This window comes from Bythopirellula sp. (assembly GCF_041737835.1).
Lineage (GTDB): Bacteria > Planctomycetota > Planctomycetia > Pirellulales > Lacipirellulaceae > Bythopirellula.
On record NZ_JBGSQY010000054.1, the window covers coordinates 17,616 to 32,813 of the forward strand.

11 protein-coding genes are annotated in these 15,198 nt (G+C 55.1%); 3 read left to right on the forward strand and 8 right to left on the reverse strand.

Annotated elements, in window-relative coordinates; genetic code table 11:
• Positions 1–567: 567 nt before the first annotated feature.
• The 8 genes from AC6T8Q_RS17055 to AC6T8Q_RS17090 all read right to left on the reverse strand — a co-directional run bounded on the left by AC6T8Q_RS17055 (position 568) and on the right by AC6T8Q_RS17090 (position 11,144).
• Positions 568–1,917, reverse strand: coding sequence for a mechanosensitive ion channel domain-containing protein (locus AC6T8Q_RS17055; protein WP_500680231.1), 1,350 nt, complete (start codon positions 1,915–1,917; stop codon positions 568–570).
• A 48-nt stretch (positions 1,918–1,965) separates the two neighbouring features.
• Entirely contained in the window at positions 1,966–4,524 is a 2,559-nt protein-coding gene (gene ligD, locus AC6T8Q_RS17060) for a DNA ligase D (protein WP_500680232.1), read from the reverse strand.
• 2 nt (positions 4,525–4,526) lie between these two features.
• On the reverse strand, positions 4,527–5,423 hold the full coding sequence (ku, locus tag AC6T8Q_RS17065) for a non-homologous end joining protein Ku (protein WP_500680233.1): 897 nt from the start codon (positions 5,421–5,423) through the stop codon (positions 4,527–4,529).
• Between the two features lie 153 nt (positions 5,424–5,576).
• A complete protein-coding gene (locus AC6T8Q_RS17070) occupies positions 5,577–6,836 on the reverse strand; it encodes an MFS transporter (RefSeq protein ID WP_500680234.1) in 1,260 nt (419 codons plus the stop codon).
• 16 nt (positions 6,837–6,852) lie between these two features.
• Positions 6,853–7,836: a DUF6807 domain-containing protein gene (locus tag AC6T8Q_RS17075; protein WP_500680235.1), complete on the reverse strand. Its 984-nt coding sequence runs from the start codon at positions 7,834–7,836 to the stop codon at positions 6,853–6,855.
• Positions 7,811–8,686: an NAD(P)-dependent oxidoreductase gene (locus AC6T8Q_RS17080; protein ID WP_500680236.1), complete on the reverse strand. Its 876-nt coding sequence runs from the start codon at positions 8,684–8,686 to the stop codon at positions 7,811–7,813. The genes AC6T8Q_RS17075 and AC6T8Q_RS17080 overlap by 26 nt, the downstream gene beginning before the upstream one ends.
• A 17-nt stretch (positions 8,687–8,703) precedes the next feature.
• A complete protein-coding gene (locus tag AC6T8Q_RS17085) occupies positions 8,704–9,471 on the reverse strand; it encodes a class II aldolase/adducin family protein (protein WP_500680237.1) in 768 nt (255 codons plus the stop codon).
• 20 nt (positions 9,472–9,491) lie between these two features.
• Complete coding sequence (locus tag AC6T8Q_RS17090) at positions 9,492–11,144, reverse strand: fucose isomerase (RefSeq protein WP_500680238.1); 1,653 nt, start codon at positions 11,142–11,144, stop codon at positions 9,492–9,494.
• Positions 11,145–11,555: 411 nt separating this feature from the next.
• On the opposite strand from AC6T8Q_RS17090, the gene AC6T8Q_RS17095 reads away from it, so the two are divergent.
• The 3 genes from AC6T8Q_RS17095 (at position 11,556) to AC6T8Q_RS17105 (ending at position 15,190) form a co-directional block, all read left to right on the forward strand.
• Positions 11,556–12,149, forward strand: a complete 594-nt coding sequence (locus AC6T8Q_RS17095; RefSeq protein WP_500680239.1) for a DUF3826 domain-containing protein — start codon at positions 11,556–11,558, stop codon at positions 12,147–12,149.
• A 113-nt stretch (positions 12,150–12,262) separates the two neighbouring features.
• Entirely contained in the window at positions 12,263–13,882 is a 1,620-nt protein-coding gene (locus AC6T8Q_RS17100) for a pectate lyase family protein (protein WP_500680240.1), read from the forward strand.
• Positions 13,883–13,945: 63 nt separating this feature from the next.
• A complete protein-coding gene (locus AC6T8Q_RS17105; RefSeq protein WP_500680241.1) occupies positions 13,946–15,190 on the forward strand; it encodes a ribulose-bisphosphate carboxylase large subunit family protein in 1,245 nt (414 codons plus the stop codon).
• Positions 15,191–15,198 lie beyond the last annotated feature (8 nt).

The window sequence follows — 15,198 nt, forward strand, 5'->3', positions numbered from 1 at the left end:
TGTCAGGTACTGTCGATATTTTGGGGCTGATCAGTTTTCCAACTTAGTGCCGCATTTAGAGCAATAGGCTGGCGGCGTAAATGGGTTCTGGTTAAATAGCGTCCTACCGCATGCATCGCAGAACTTTACAGTCTGAAGGTTAATGAAATAAAACGCGATGGCAGCGGGCGCAAAAAACAGTACTGACATAGGGGCTATTAGTGCCATAAAGCCAACAAACAATAGATAGGCGCAAGCCATAAAGCGAGGGAACACCTTTCGCTTTTGTGCGGCATTCTTGTTAATCAGGAAATAGCAGGTGCTACCAATTCCTAATGCAAACCAGACAGCCACAAAAACAGGGAATATGTCAGGCTTTATGCCCATTTCACGCCACTCGCTCTATTAGCTCCAGAACCGTCCATTGCCCATCAGCAATCCCAGCGGTCTGGGCAGGGGGCATTCTAACCGTCTCGTGGCGGCGGCATCAATTGTAAAAGCAAAAATAGACGGCCTGCCAGCATTATGGTGCTTTAGACTCATCTTATAAGCAGCGGTCATCCGCGCGAAACTCCCCAATACGCCGATTCAACTCGCTTCCACCGGCTCCTTCTCCTTCTTCAACAAGTCCGTCCCATCCTCCACCGACCGTGAATCGCGGGCCTGTTTTTGGATCTCGGCGGTGTCGCTTTCCAAGGTTCCTTCGGCCGGTGTGCTTGCAGCGTGATCCCGCTTTGTGGCTGCTTGTTGATCCGTGTTCTTATGGTTGAACTGGGCCGCCTTCTGTTCGGCGGCTTCTTTTTCGGCGAGCTCCTGCAAGGCCATCTTCGAGAGCCGAATGATGGCCGACCGCACCTTGTCCTTGCTGTGCTTCTGCACGTCGAGCCAGAAATAGACTCGCAATATCGCGGTTTGCCGACTCATCGATTGGACCAATACGAGTGGCTCGGGCTCGTTGAGAACGGCTTCATGGCTTTTCAGAACTTTGAGAATCGCCGCCTGGGAATCAGCGAACGAACTTTTCGTGTCGATGCTCAAAGTGAAACCGACGCGTTGCTTGGGGTTGGCCGTCAGGTTTTCGATGATGCTCTTGTAAATGATCGAATTGGGAATCCGCACGTGATTTCCGTCAGGCGTCATGATCGTTGTGCCGCGGGTGGTGACGGCTTGGACGATGCCGGTGCGTCCTTCCACGACAATATTATCGCCCGCGCGAAAGGGACGTTGCATGCTGATGAGCAGACTCGCGAGAAAGTTTTCGGCGATATCGCGAAACGCGATACCGATAATCAAACCGATCAGACCAGTACCACCAAGGACGGTCATCGCAAGCTGCGTCAGACCCATCACCCGCAAGGCGAGAAATAGGCCAAACAGCACCACGGGGATCGTCACGAACTTGGTCAATACTTCGCGTAGCAGAGGATTGTCAGTCCGACGGGAAAAGATCCGCCGGGCCAGCATCGAAAATCCCTTAGCAAAGAAATAGGTCAAAACGAGAAGGAGTACCGACAACACGAAAGTGGGCAATCTTTGCACCGTGTTACGGCGCATTGTGTCGATTTCGTTCCAGGCGGGCGAGAAATCCCAAATCGAAGATTCCGAAACGCGAATCCGATTGGCCACGGCCACAACGTCTTCGGTATTGCTTGCCAGTTTCGCAGCCCATTCTTTGCGATCGTTGGTGGTGGTCGTCCCTTCGAGAAACACGACCCCTTCGCTCACGGTCACCTGCGGATTTTCAAACCAAGTCGTTGCTTTGAGAATACGCTCCAGCCGCGCGGCGATCTCTTCGTCGAGCGAAACCGGTTTGACGTCGACTTTGGGCGTCGGTTGGTCACTGGGCGGGGGCTCATCTGCCGTTGAGTCCTGCTTGGCGGGTGCTTCTTCTCCTTGAGCAAACGTGGTCTGTGCACACGTCCCGAGGATGATCAGCATTCCTAAAACGCACCCGGTTAACCAAAATCGATCACCAAATCTCATTGCTCACCTCAATGTTTGCTTAAGCTGAAAGAATCCATCCCAAGGATCGGTTTTCAAAGTGGAAAGCCGTCGCAGGCTGTTTTCGACCGTGTATTGATCCGGCGATTTGAGTTTGCCGAGTTCTTCCCAACGAAGCGGCATAGCGACCGGCGCGCCGGCGCGAGCCCGCGTGGAATAGCAGGCCACGGAAGTCGCGCCGCGCGAGTTGCGCAGGTAATCGATGAAGATTTTCTTATTGCGTTTTGCTTTGCTCGCCGTCGCGATGTAGAGCGCCGGATCGTCTTTTTGCATGTCCAGCGCCATGGTTTTGGCGAACTGCTTCACCTTTTCCCAGGTCGAGCCGGGTTTGAGTGGGATAACCACATGCAGCCCTTTGCCTCCCGATGTGCGGACAAAGGATTCAAGTTTCACGGAACTGATCCGCTTGCGAATCGCGCGGGCTGCCTCGATGACTTGCTTCCAGACGATGCCCGGCCCGGGATCGAGATCGAACACGATTTGATCCGGTTTCTCCAAGCTCTCGGCACGCGATCCCCAAGGGTGAATTTCGAGTACGCCCATCTGCACGAGCGACACCAAGCCAGCGACGTCGTCGAGCACGACATATTCTTCTTCATCTTCGTTGGCCACCACGCCCCGCAGCGCGTCGGGCAAAGAATCGTTGAGATGCTTTTGATAGAAGCATTGACCCTTGCGTCCTTGCGGGCAGCGAACCAGCGTGAGCGGTCTATCCGCGACATACGGCAAAATCCTATCGCCCACGGATTCGTAGTACTGGGCGAGGTCGAGCTCCGTGAGACCTTGTTCGGGATAGACCACGCGGCCGGGATGCGTGATGACGACCCCCGCGACCCTGGCATCATCTTCTGTCGGCTGGGATCTGGGACGCGATCGTTTGGTAGCCGCTTGTTTTTTCTTCAGGGGTTGAGCCTTTTCGCGAACGATTTGCTTGGCCGGTTTGTCTTCGCGCAAGCCTTGAAACGAGGGATGCCGGAGCAGTCCATCGTCGGTCCACTCGGTGAATTCGACTTCGGCCACCAAGACGGGTTCAACCCATGTCGCTCCGCGAGCCTGGGCAGCTTCCAACTGATGCTCAAAGGGAGAATTTTCGGTTTTGATTTTTTTGAGCTCTTTGTGAATCTGCCGGAGCGAAGTGGCGTTGAAGCCCGTGCCGACGCGGCCCGCGTAGATTAGCTTGCCGTTTTCGTAATAACCCAAGAGCAGCGAACCAAAGCCGACCCGCGAACCGGTTGGCTTGGTGTAGCCACCGATCACGAATTCCTGCCGCTTGGTGCATTTCGATTTGATCCATGCCGAGGAGCGGGCTTCGCTGTAGCCGCTTTGAGTCTGCTTCGAGACGATTCCTTCCATGCCGAGCTGGCACGCATTATCGAGGACGGAACTCCCCTGCCCTGCGATATGATCGCTGTAGCGAATGATCGAATTGTCACCGAGATTCTTGAAAAGTTGGGCGAGCAGTTCCTTGCGTTCGATGAGTGGAGTTTTCTGCAGCGAATATCCGCCATAATAGGGCGCGTCGAAGATGTAGTAGACGATTTCTTTGTCGTCGCCCCGTTTGAGCAAGTTTTGCAATTGCTGGAAATCAGGTCGGCCATCGCTATCGAGCGAAACAACTTCGCCATCGAGAATGACAGTTTGAATCGGTAGTTGAGCCAGCGCTTTGCCGAGCGTGGGGAATTTGCGCGTCCAGTCGTTGCCGTTGCGCGTGACGAGGCGGATCTGGCCTTGCTCGAAAAAGGCCAGGATGCGGTAGCCGTCGAATTTCATTTCGTGCAGCCAGTTGTCCCCCGTCGGAACGCTCGTGCCGAGGGTGGCCAGCTGCGGCTTGAATTCGGCCGGTTGCAATTTTTTCTTGGCGTCGGTCAACATTGAGGGATTGACGGTAGAAGGCTTGCCGTTTCGCGCTACGCGGGTTGCAGGCTTGGATTTGGCTTTCGCTTTCGTTTTTTGAGATTTTCCGTTGCTTTGCCAAACGTGATCCTTGGCCGCGGCGATTTCGTCCATATCACGGCCCGAGAGTACGCTGTTGGGCTCGGTGGTGAGAATGTTTTTCTTCTTGTTCGCGGAGGAGTCGTCGCTCTTGATGAGCAGCCAATTTTTGCCGTCTTCCCCTGCCTTGCCACTCATGCGAACAAGCGACCAGCGACCTGATAGCTTTTTGCCGTGCAAAACGAAAGAGAGCTTGCCGCGCTTGTAATCTTTGACCGAGTCGCCCTCCGGGTCCCACGTGCCGCGATCCCAGACCATAACGGTTCCCCCACCGTATTGTCCCTGCGGGATTGTGCCCTCGAAGTTGGCATAAGAGAGCGGGTGATCTTCAACATGCACGGCGAGCGATTTCACCGTCGGATTCAGGCTGGGACCTTTCGGCACGGCCCAGCTTTTGAGCGTGCCGTCGAGTTCCAAGCGAAAGTCGTAGTGGAGATGGCTCGCCGTGTGTTTTTGAATCACAAAGCTATGACCGTGCGCAGCTTGGCCATTGGCCTCCGGTTCGGAAGTTTTTCGGAAGTTGCGTTTGCGTTTGTATTCGGTGAGGCTCATGGTTAACCGGTCCGCCGTTTCTTGGCGGCTGTTTTACGCGGAGGAGCTTTTTTCTTGCGCGTGGCCGTCTTGCGTTTGGTGGGTGCCTTCTTTTTGGCTTTTCCTGCCCCCGCCACGCTTTTCTTGAGCACGTCCATAAAGTTGATCGTTTGAGGTTCTTCTTCCTCGTCTTCTTCAGCATCTTCCACGTCGATGGCTTCGGTCTTGCCCGATTTAATTTTCTTTTCGATGAGCTTCATCAACACGTCGCGATATTCATCGTGATGCTCGGCGGCATCCCACTCGGTGGTCATGCCGTCGATGAGTTGCGCGGCGAGATCAATTTCTTTCTTGCTGACTTTCAAAGTGCGCAGGTCATGCCCCGGCAATTCGAAATCGCCGAGATCGCGTAGCTCTTGATGGAATCGCAAGAGTTCCACGAGCAACGCATCGCCGCTGGCAACTAATGCGGCCAAGTATTGCCGTGAGCGGATCACCACGCTGGCAATTCCCGCCTTGCCGGATGCGGCAATGGCTTCGCGCAATAGGACGTAGCCTTTCTCGCCCTTCTTGTCGGGGACCAAGACGTATGGTCGGTCAAAATAGCGAATGTCGATTTGGCTGAGATCAACAAACTGTTCGATCTCGATCGTGCGCGTCATTTCGACGGACGCGGTTTCGAGTTCTTCGTCGCTCAGGAGCACGTAGTTGCCGGATTCGTATTCGAAGCCTTTGACGATCTTGTCCCAAGGGACTTCTTCGCCGGTTTCTTCGTTGACGCGCTCGTAACGAATGCGGGCCGTATTGCGGCTGTCGATGAGTCGAAAGCTGATGTCGGCCCGCTGCTCGGCGGAAAACAGAACGACGGGAACATTCACCAAACCGAAGGACACATGCCCCTTCCAAATCGGACGAGCCATCGAGTTACTCCCCAAAACGGGTGTGGTTTCGCAACCACCACCATGAAAGCCATGGCACCATCGCTCCTTCGGTAAATCTGCCTTAACGCAGTCCCTGTCGTAAGGAAATGCAATTGGAGTGCCACAAGGGATCGCGGCAGAAACGCGGGCGATTTAGACTTCGTAGCGCGTGAGGCTCGCCTTGGGCGCGCAAAGGATGACGAGAATTCCCAGGGCGTAGATCAACGAACAGGCTGCGCCGATGGCAGAGTAGTCGTTGTCAAAAGTTGAAAACAAAGCCCCCGCGGCGAGAACGCCCCCGGCTGTGGCAAAGCGGCCGATGTTCATGGAAACGCCCGCACCGGTAGCGCGAATTTGAACGGGAAAGAGTTCGGGCAGATACAGCGGCAGCCAGCCGAAGAATAATGTGGCCACCAGTCCTTGGGCAAAAACGATGGGCAGAAACGAAGGTTCAAGCGGGGCCGTCCATTGAAACATGGCCCACGTCAGAATTGTTGCGCCGATGCTGATCAGGATATACGACAGTCGGCGACCAATGGCTGCCGCTAGGGGAGCGCCAACGAAGCTGCCGATCGTCGCGCCGATGGCCCAACAGAGTTGAGTAGTTGACTTATAACCTGGGACCGACGCACCGCCGACGTGATCGGCCCAGGGAATCATCCACTTGCTGCCAGCCCAGGCACCGACAAGCGGCACCGAGGCGAGCAAAATGCCAAAGATTGTTGGCTTGAGCAAATCCCCTTGAAAGAGATTTCGCAGCGGTTGCTTCGACTGTTTATCTGACCCGCGCGAGGCGAGCCATTTGGGGGATTCGGGAAGAAAAACTAACACTAGGATTCCCAACACCAATGGCACCGCGGCTAAGCCGAACAACCAGCGCCAGGAATCGGGAGTGATTTTGTAGAACATTCCGATCAGCGAAAGCAACACGATGCCGGCATTAATACCGGCGCCGAGTATGCCCGAAACGGTGGGGCGTGATTTGTCGGACCAACACTCGGCGACGAGCGCGACGCCGTTGGGCCACATTCCACCCACACCAAGACCGACGAGAAAGCGGAGCACGAGCATTTCTTCACACGTTCGCACGAACATTCCCAAGCCGGCGAAGGCGGAATAAAACATGATGCTCACGCCCATCGCCCGCGCGCGGCCAATGCGATCACCCAAGTTGCCGAGGAAACTTCCCCCAATCGCGGCGCCGAGCATCAACGATGCCGTGTACCAAGCAAACCATTGCCCACCGAGCTTGTCGGTGAATTGATCGCCGAGCAAACTCTTGGTGACTGAAAGAGATGCCACGGGCATGAGGCCCAACTCGATGCCGTCGAACACAAGCCCCGCAAATGCGGCGGCCAAAACGGCCCAGCGGCCTCCGCGGGTTAATTCAGTCGTGGGTTGCGGCAATGACATGCTTGAGAATTACAAACTATTGTGGTGAGAGTTTGACGTAGTCTTGATACGCGGCAGCGAGATCAGGCTCTTTGCCGGAATGAAGGAGTATTCCATAGCGTAGTTGGAGCGACTCGCCCGGCTTCACTTTGATGTTGCTTTCGTCACCTTTGTGAAAGGCTTTTTGGCCAAAGGGATTGGCGACAAGCAGTCCGTAATCGCGGGCATGAAACCAACTGGGGCGGAAGTTGTCGGGATGGCACATCAAAGTGACGCCGACAGGCTTGCCGTTGCTCGTGCCACTGAAGTCGCACCATTCGGAGGAGTTGCCCCAAACTTCGGCGCCGTTTTTTCGGCCAGCGGCATCGCGGATTGTGCCGGTGCCCGCGGGGATTGTGCCGCGTGGTTGTTGTTCGGACCGTAGCAGCGTGGCAAGGCGGATGCCGAGTCCCATTTCTTCCTGATCGCCAAAGGTGAATTCTTTGTCGGACGAGAAAATGGAATCCCAAACTACGAGCGTTCCTTCCGGTCGTTCGAGGATACGGCATTTAAACAATTCATCGCAGACGACTTGTTTGGGATCTTTCTGATCGAGATAGCGGAACCGCGCCGTAAACTCGCCGCCGTCCGAAGTCGCGTGTGGTTTCTCGGTGAATTCGATGAACTCCACCTTTCCGGCGTTACGCCAGTAGTCTGAATCGTTCAAGATTCCAAACGCCAGCCAGATTCCCGGGTGGAACAGCGGATGGTCGGCAATGTCGAGTTTTGGATCAGGCGGCTGGGGGCGGGTGACTTGTTCGCCGTTGGGGGCATGTATGGCTGCGAAGTAGGGTCGTGGAATCTGGGAATCTTGATAAACGTATTCGGCAAGTGGCTTTCCGCCGAGAGTGATGATGAGCTTGCCCGGTTGTGACGAATCAAAGGCCACTTCGCCTGCCAACGTCGCCGTAGTCAGTACGAGTAATATTAAGAGCGTAAAAAGCAGTCTCACCATGTTATCCTCGCGAATGTTCAACGGCATGAATGATCGCTGAGTTGTCTTGCTCGCCGAAGCCGGCTGCTTCGGCGGCGAGCAGAAGTTGGCGATGCACTTGCGATAAGGGGAGTTCAATGCCAGCGCGGTGGGCTTCTTCCAAAATCAGTCGTACATCTTTGAGATGCTGCGAGAGTTTGCCTTGTGGCGAAAACTCTTTGTCGAGCATTTTCTGGCCCTTCACATCCATCACCACGGAATAGGCATTGCCGGCTTGCAACACGCCGAGCGCCGTGCGGGGATCCATGCCAATGGCTTTGGCGAAGACCAGACCCTCGGCCAAGGCCACGCGGTTGAGCCCGAGCACCAAGTTGTTCACCAACTTCATCTTAGTGGCGGCCCCCCAAGGTCCCAGATAAAAACTTTTGGGGGCGAGGCAATCGATCACCTCGCGGCATTGCTCGAAGGCGTGTTCGTCGCCAGCGATCATCGCCAGGGCTTCACCGCGACGGGTTTGTTCGCTTGAGGCGGCGATGGGTGATTCAAGATATTGCACGCCTTGCTCGGCAAGCTGTTTGCCCAAGGTTGAGGTTTGAGTCGGGTCGCCCGTCGTGGTGTCGATCAGAATTTGGCCCGGCTTAAAACCGGACTTCATCTGTTCGAGAACTTCAAGCACAACGTCGGTTGTGTAGAGACTGATGACAATCGTCTCGCAAGCGGTGAGGGGATTGTCGGACCAGATCGCCCCGGCTTGGATGAGTTCATCGGCTTTTTCGCGCGTGCGGTTCCAAACGTGTGTGGGGTAACCAGCACCTAACAGGCGTTCGGCAAGGGCTGTCCCCAACAGGCCGAGGCCGATGACGCCAACCGGCAGACGAGATGTTGAAGAGTTGGCCATGAAGAGCGGCTTGCTGTTTAACGGTTTTCGATAATTCGCTGGCGGTAATGTTCGTCCGTGCGATTGTGAATTCGCTCGACGTTGTCGATGCCCATCGCGCGAGGGCCCCCGAAGGCATAGGTTCCGCAAAGGATGCGGGCCGTTTTGACGGCCATCGCGGTGATTGCCTGCACTTGTTTGGCGGTCGCACCGAGGGCCGTGAAACCGTGGTTTTGCATGTAGACGGTTTTCGGAGGATGACCGATGCGATCGAGGTATTTTTCTAGTTCGTCACGGATCACCCGCGCGAGGACCACGCCGGGATCAACATACGGAATCAACAACGGCTCGGGACCGCAAACGACGACTTCATCGGGAAAAAGCCGATGTCGCAAGGCTTCTTCAAACCCCTGCGAACACGTAAACGCATTGATTGCGGTTGGATGTGTGTGGCCGACAAAGTTGACCCCGGGAAGCGACAAAAACACGGCGTGAAACGACGTTTCCACGGAAGGTAGACGGGCGTCCGTGGCATCGACTTTGGTGCCGATCAACTGCTGGCGAACGGCCTCGTCGGTGGCGTTTGTCTCGTCGAGCATCGCCAAGGTGCGCTTGAAATCGACTTCGACAAAGCTTTGCTCATCGAGCGTGCCGAGTTGCGTGCCGCTGGACTTGATGAGAAACGTCTCGTCCGAAAGCCGCGCCGAGGTGTTGCCCTCGCCGAGGATTGCGCAATCTTGTTCCGGCGCACCGAGCCACCGTGATAGGTTCACGAGATCGGCGACAATTTCCCCGCGAGTGGGCATAGACAACTTTCGTGTAAGGCTTAAGACGGCATGGTGCCACAGATGCTGACTTCCAATCCCAGTGCTTCGGCCATCGCGGCCTTGGCCAGCAACGCGGCGTTGGCTTCGGCAGCGGAGTGGGCGTAGGCAACTTGAATGTGGTTACTCTTGTGACGGGCCATCATTTGATCGCGTGATACGCCGTAGGTGACCGCGTGCATGATCGGCCATTGCGGTGTGGTTTCGTTCCAGCGACGCTCTGTTTCGGAGAGCGGAAGTTCGATCACCTTCGCGCGGCCGCAGTCCATTTTCAGCTTGCCCTCTTCGACGAAGATCCGCGACCAAACAATTTCGCCCGGCTTGGAAATACCTTTGATCGTGCCGCCGCCGTTGGGAAAGTACATCGCCGGCTGGCGAACGCTCGTGACCCCCGCCCAACCACCGATCAAGTGCTCGGGGGGAACACTACCGCTGATCTCGAAGACCCACACGTATTCGTCGGTCGTGCCTGATTTGTCCCAATCACCCCAACGCAAGTCATGCAGCGTGTTTTCCACGGGCTGGCCCATCGCCTTGTGAATGCGGTAGGTCATCAGGCCATCGAGCCCCGCGCATTCATCGACTTCGTTGAAGTGGGGGATCGGTTCGTTCTCGTAAAGCACTCGCGAACCATCGCGGCTCGTGACGGGGGGACGGCTGGTATTGTTGAGCGTTCCTTCGACCAGATCGCTGGCGGGGAGCAAATCTTTCAGGCCCTGTTGATACTGAATGCCAATGCAATCGCAGCCGAAATCGTCGGCGATGCGCACCGCGGCGATGTACATTTTGAGTTGCTTGCGGATTTGCTCGTCGGTGAGATGTTCGGCGTGGTTGGGTCCGGTTTCAAATTTGATACCCTGCTCTTCCAACCATGAACGAGCTTTGTCGGCTTCTGCATCGGAAACCTGCGTCGTTTCGTAGTACAAAGCCGATTGACTAAGACGTTCTTTGTAAACGCCGGTGGGATTGAGCAGGTGATCGGGAATGATCGCGTTGAACATGCCCATGCAGCCTTCGTCGAACACGCCCATGATGGCTTTGTCGCGTTGCAATTCCTCGGCGAGGGCCTGGCCGAGCTCGCGTTCAGCATCGCCGACGGAGATTTTCTTGAACGGTTGAACGTGGTCGACGGCGTGAGTGACTTTGCCGGTTTCGAGCCACGTTTTGAGTTTTTCGGCGAATTTGGGATCGGCGAAATCATCGGCCCAGAGCGTTGAATAGTTGACTCCCGCTTTGGTGAGCGAGCCGTTGAGATTCAGCATTCCCACCAAACCGGGCCAAGTGCCCGACCAGTTGGCGAGCGTCAGGATGGGGCCCTTGTGAGTGATGAGTCCGTGCAGCAAATGATGCGAGTATTGCCAAACGGCCTCGGCGACGATGAGCGGAGCCTTGGGATCGAGGTTGCGAAAAACTTCGAGCCCCTCTTTTTGCGAACTGATGAAGCCGTGGCGTTGGTCTTCTTTATAAGGATGAGCGCGAACAACGGTCCAACCCGCGGCGGCAACGGCTTTGCCGATCGCTTGTTCCATTTCGTGCTGAGCTGCCCAGCAGTTTTGATTGGCCGAGAGACGCAAGTCGCCGTTAGCCATCAGATAGACTTGTTTGGCCGCGAGTTGAGGGCGCTTGGTAGGTTTGGGTTGTAGGTATGTTGTCATGAATAAAGCCGCCGTGCTGAATAAGCTGTTGTCACACGAACTTGCACAACCGAGTTCGTGCAAGCATGAATAGACTCGCAATTATGTTCTGATCTGTAACGAGTGTTAATAGGCACAAGCGATGAATCAACGCGATTAACAGCACAATGCAATCGAAGAGGTCCTGAATTGCAATGTCGTGCCGCAGAAGACGAGGCGACGCGCGAAATTGTTGAATGACGAAATCTGTGAAAAACTCTCTGCATGAGCGCCAAGAGCGCGGACGCCAGGGTTGCGATATAATGACCAAATAATGCAAAAACGACCGCTAGTTTGCAAGTCGTGGGCTTGTTTAGTCTATTTATATATAGGTATTCGCTCGTCGTTTGATGTGATCTCTTCTTTATCGCAGTCTCCGTATCAGGCATTCCCATGTCGTTAGCAAATTTGTTTCGAGGCACGGCTTTCGTGGTCGCGCTGACTATCAGTTCGTTGAATTGCGTCTACGGTGAATCCGAGGAAGAGGCTTACAGCCGAGTCATCACCGAGCGGGCTGGAAAAATCACCGAGGGGATGACCTTCAGTGACCCCGACCAAGCGGAACGAGTGCGATCGCTGATTGCCGATCAGTATCGCACTTTGCGCGATATTCACGCCGCGCGCGACAGCCAAGTTTCCACAGTGAAAGATTCAGCCACCGTTGCCGGTTTCGAGCAGCAAGCGAAGCTGGCGATGTTTGAAGCCCACAATCGATTTCTCGCGCAATTGAACGCGGAACTCCCCTGCGATCAAGTCGAGAAGGTGAAAGATGGGCTGACTTACGGTGTGTTGCATCACACTTACAACGGCTATTTGGGGCAGCTGCCCGATTTGGATGACGAGCAGAAGCGAGCCATTCGTGCCTATTTGCTTGAAGCCCGTGAGGTTGCCATGGATCAGGGCTCGGCTGACGAAAAGCATGGTGTGTTTCGCAAGTACAAGGGTCGGATCAACAATTATTTGTCCAAGGCTGGTTACAAGATGTAGTCGGCTCGAGGATTTTTGAGTTTGTGTGTTGAGAGCAACGATTGGCTGGTGTGGCAGTGCAACTCTGGCACTGCTGGACAAGCCAGCAGTGGCACCCGAGCGAGGAGGTAACAGTGGCTTTCAGAATTTTATTCGCGGGATTCTTTGTGCTGACTTGTGCGCAGATAGTCCACGCGCAGTATCCCACGATCACGCCAGAAGTCGCTGCGGAATCGCAAAAACGGTACGACGCGATGCGGCAACGGTCGGATGAGGCCTGGCAAAAGGCTTTGCCCACGATTGAAGACGGCGAAAAGCATAGCAAACCTTTTATTCCTTGGGCCGACCATCCGGATAAGCTGCCCCAGGCGGAGATTCCTGCTTTCCCCGGGGCCCAAGGGGGCGGGATGTATAGCTTTGGGGGACGAGGCGGCAAGGTTTTTGTGGTGACCAATTTGAATGACCATGGTCCTGGGAGTTTCCGCGAAGCCCTAGAAGCAGGCGGGCCGCGGATTGTGGTGTTCAACGTGGCGGGGATCATCAAACTTGAGGAGCGGATCGTTGTTCGCGCGCCGTATATCACGATCGATGGTAGCAGTGCCCCCGGTAACGGTGTTTGCATTGCCGGCGATACGGTGGAACTTGAAACTCACGACATCGTAATTCGTCACATGCGTTTTCGCCGCGGTGCGACTTGGGTCGGCGATCGGAACGATTCGCTGGGGGGCAATCCCGTTGGGAATCTGATCCTCGACCACGTTTCAGCGAGCTGGGGACTTGATGAGAACTTGTCGATGTATCGGCACATGTATCAGCCCCCCGACGGCAGCAAAGAAATCAAGATGCCGACGGTGAATATTACGATTCAGAATTCGATCTTCAGCGAAGCGCTAGATACCTACAATCACGCCTTTGGCAGTACGTTAGGAGGTTACAACAGCACGTTCCATCACAATCTGTGGGCATGCAATTCGGGGCGGAACCCAAGCGTAGGGATGATTTTTGATTTCACGTTTGCCAATAATGTGCTCTACAACTGGCGACATCGCACGGTGGATGGGGGCGATCATCGGAGCTTTTTCAACATCATCAACAACTACTATAAGCCTGGGCCCATTACCGACGTGAACGATTCGGTCAGTTATCGCCTTCTTAAGCCGGAATCTCGCCGGAGCAAGTTTTTTGAAGGGGAATATGGCAAGGCTTATGTGGCTGGGAACGTCGTCGAAGGGAACAAGAAGGTGACGCAAGATAATTGGAATGGCGGGGTTCAAGTGGAACCCCCGGCGGGGATCGATGCGGCGCAGTTTCTTCCCAAGATTCGCGCCAATGCGCCCTACCCCCATGCTTACATCAAGCTGCAATCGGCCGACGATGCCTACAAGTATGTGATGCAGAATGCGGGGTCGACTTTGCCGATGCGGGACGCGGTCGATGATCGTGTGGTGAAAATGGTTCGCAGCGGCACGGTTACCTATGAAGATGGCCAGGGAATCATTACCGATATCGAACAGGTGGGCGGATATCCCAAATACGAAGGGGAACCTTACGCCGATGCCGACAGCGACGGCATGCCGGATGAGTGGGAAAAGAAGCATGGTTTGAATCCCGAAGATGCGAACGATGCTGCGGGCGACCTGAACGGCGATGGCTATACGCACATTGAAGATTTCCTGTACGGCCTCGATCCCCAAACTTTCTACGGCAAGTGGGATGCGCCGCGGACATATCGCGATTTGTTTTGGAATAACTAAGCTCGACTTTTAGACTGCAGATTAAGCTCGGAAGAATTCTGTTTGTTGAGTACGATAGTTTTTATGGACAGAATTATTGCGACCTATTGGATAGAAACTCCCATCGCCGTAGACGATGCTGCCGCGGCGCTCGCTGGCGAGCAATCGTCGGGAACTTTCGTGGCTGTGCCCGGCGAAACCGAGGAACTCAAGCAGCGTTTTGCCGCGCGAGTGGAGAATGTCGAACTGCTTGATGAAGTCGCTACTCCTAGCTTGCCGGGGGCCAAATCGCCGACCGGCAAATTTCAGCGAGCGCAAGTTTCTGTTTCCTGGTCGGTAGAGAATGTGGGCCCCAACTTGCCGACGCTCATTTCGACCGTACAAGGCAACCTGTACGAGCTACGGCATTTTACGGGTCTCAAACTGCTCGATTTGGAGTTTCCTGAGTCGTTCACCAAGAATTATGTCGGACCACGTTTTGGCGTGGCTGGCACACGACGACTGATGGGCGTTGAGCATCGGCCCATGATTGGCACGATCATCAAGCCGAGTGTGGGTCTTTCGCCGGGCGAAACGGCAATTCTCGTGAAAACGTTGGTGGAAGCGGGCATCGATTTCATCAAGGACGATGAACTGATGGCCAATCCGCCGCATTCGCCGTTTGACGAGCGAGTCGCTGCGGTGATGGACGTCGTGAATCGCCACGCCGACCATACCGGCAAAAAGGTTATGGTGGCGTTCAATATCACCGACGAACTCGACCTGATGCACGAGCATTACAACAAGGTTCAGCGTAGCGGCGGGACGGCGGTGATGATGAGTCTTAACAGCCTCGGCATCGCGGGGGTGAAGAAGATTTGCGATCAGGGTGATCTCGCCGTGCATGGCCATCGCAACGGGTGGGGGATGCTGAACCGCTCGCCGGCGTTGGGGATTGAATTCGCTGCTTATCAAAAACTTTGGCGGTTGGCCGGGGTCGATCAATTGCATGTGAACGGCATTCAGAACAAGTTTTGGGAATCTGACGATTCGGTGGTGCGTTCCATTCAAGCATGTCTCAAGCCCATGGGGGTGGGCGAGACGATCTTACCCGTGGTTTCGTCAGGCCAGTGGGGTGGCCAAGCGCCGGAAACATACCGTCGGACGCAGACGTTGGACCTGCTCTATTTAGCCGGGGGGGGAATCATGGCCCATCCGGGGGGAGCTGGCGACGGGGTACGGGCATTAAAACAAGCTTGGGTGGCAGTGGCCGATGGGTTGTCTTGGGAAGAAGCCATCGCCGAGTATCCGCTTTTGAAACAATCGCATGAAAAATTCGGTTTGAAGTGACGAAGGAT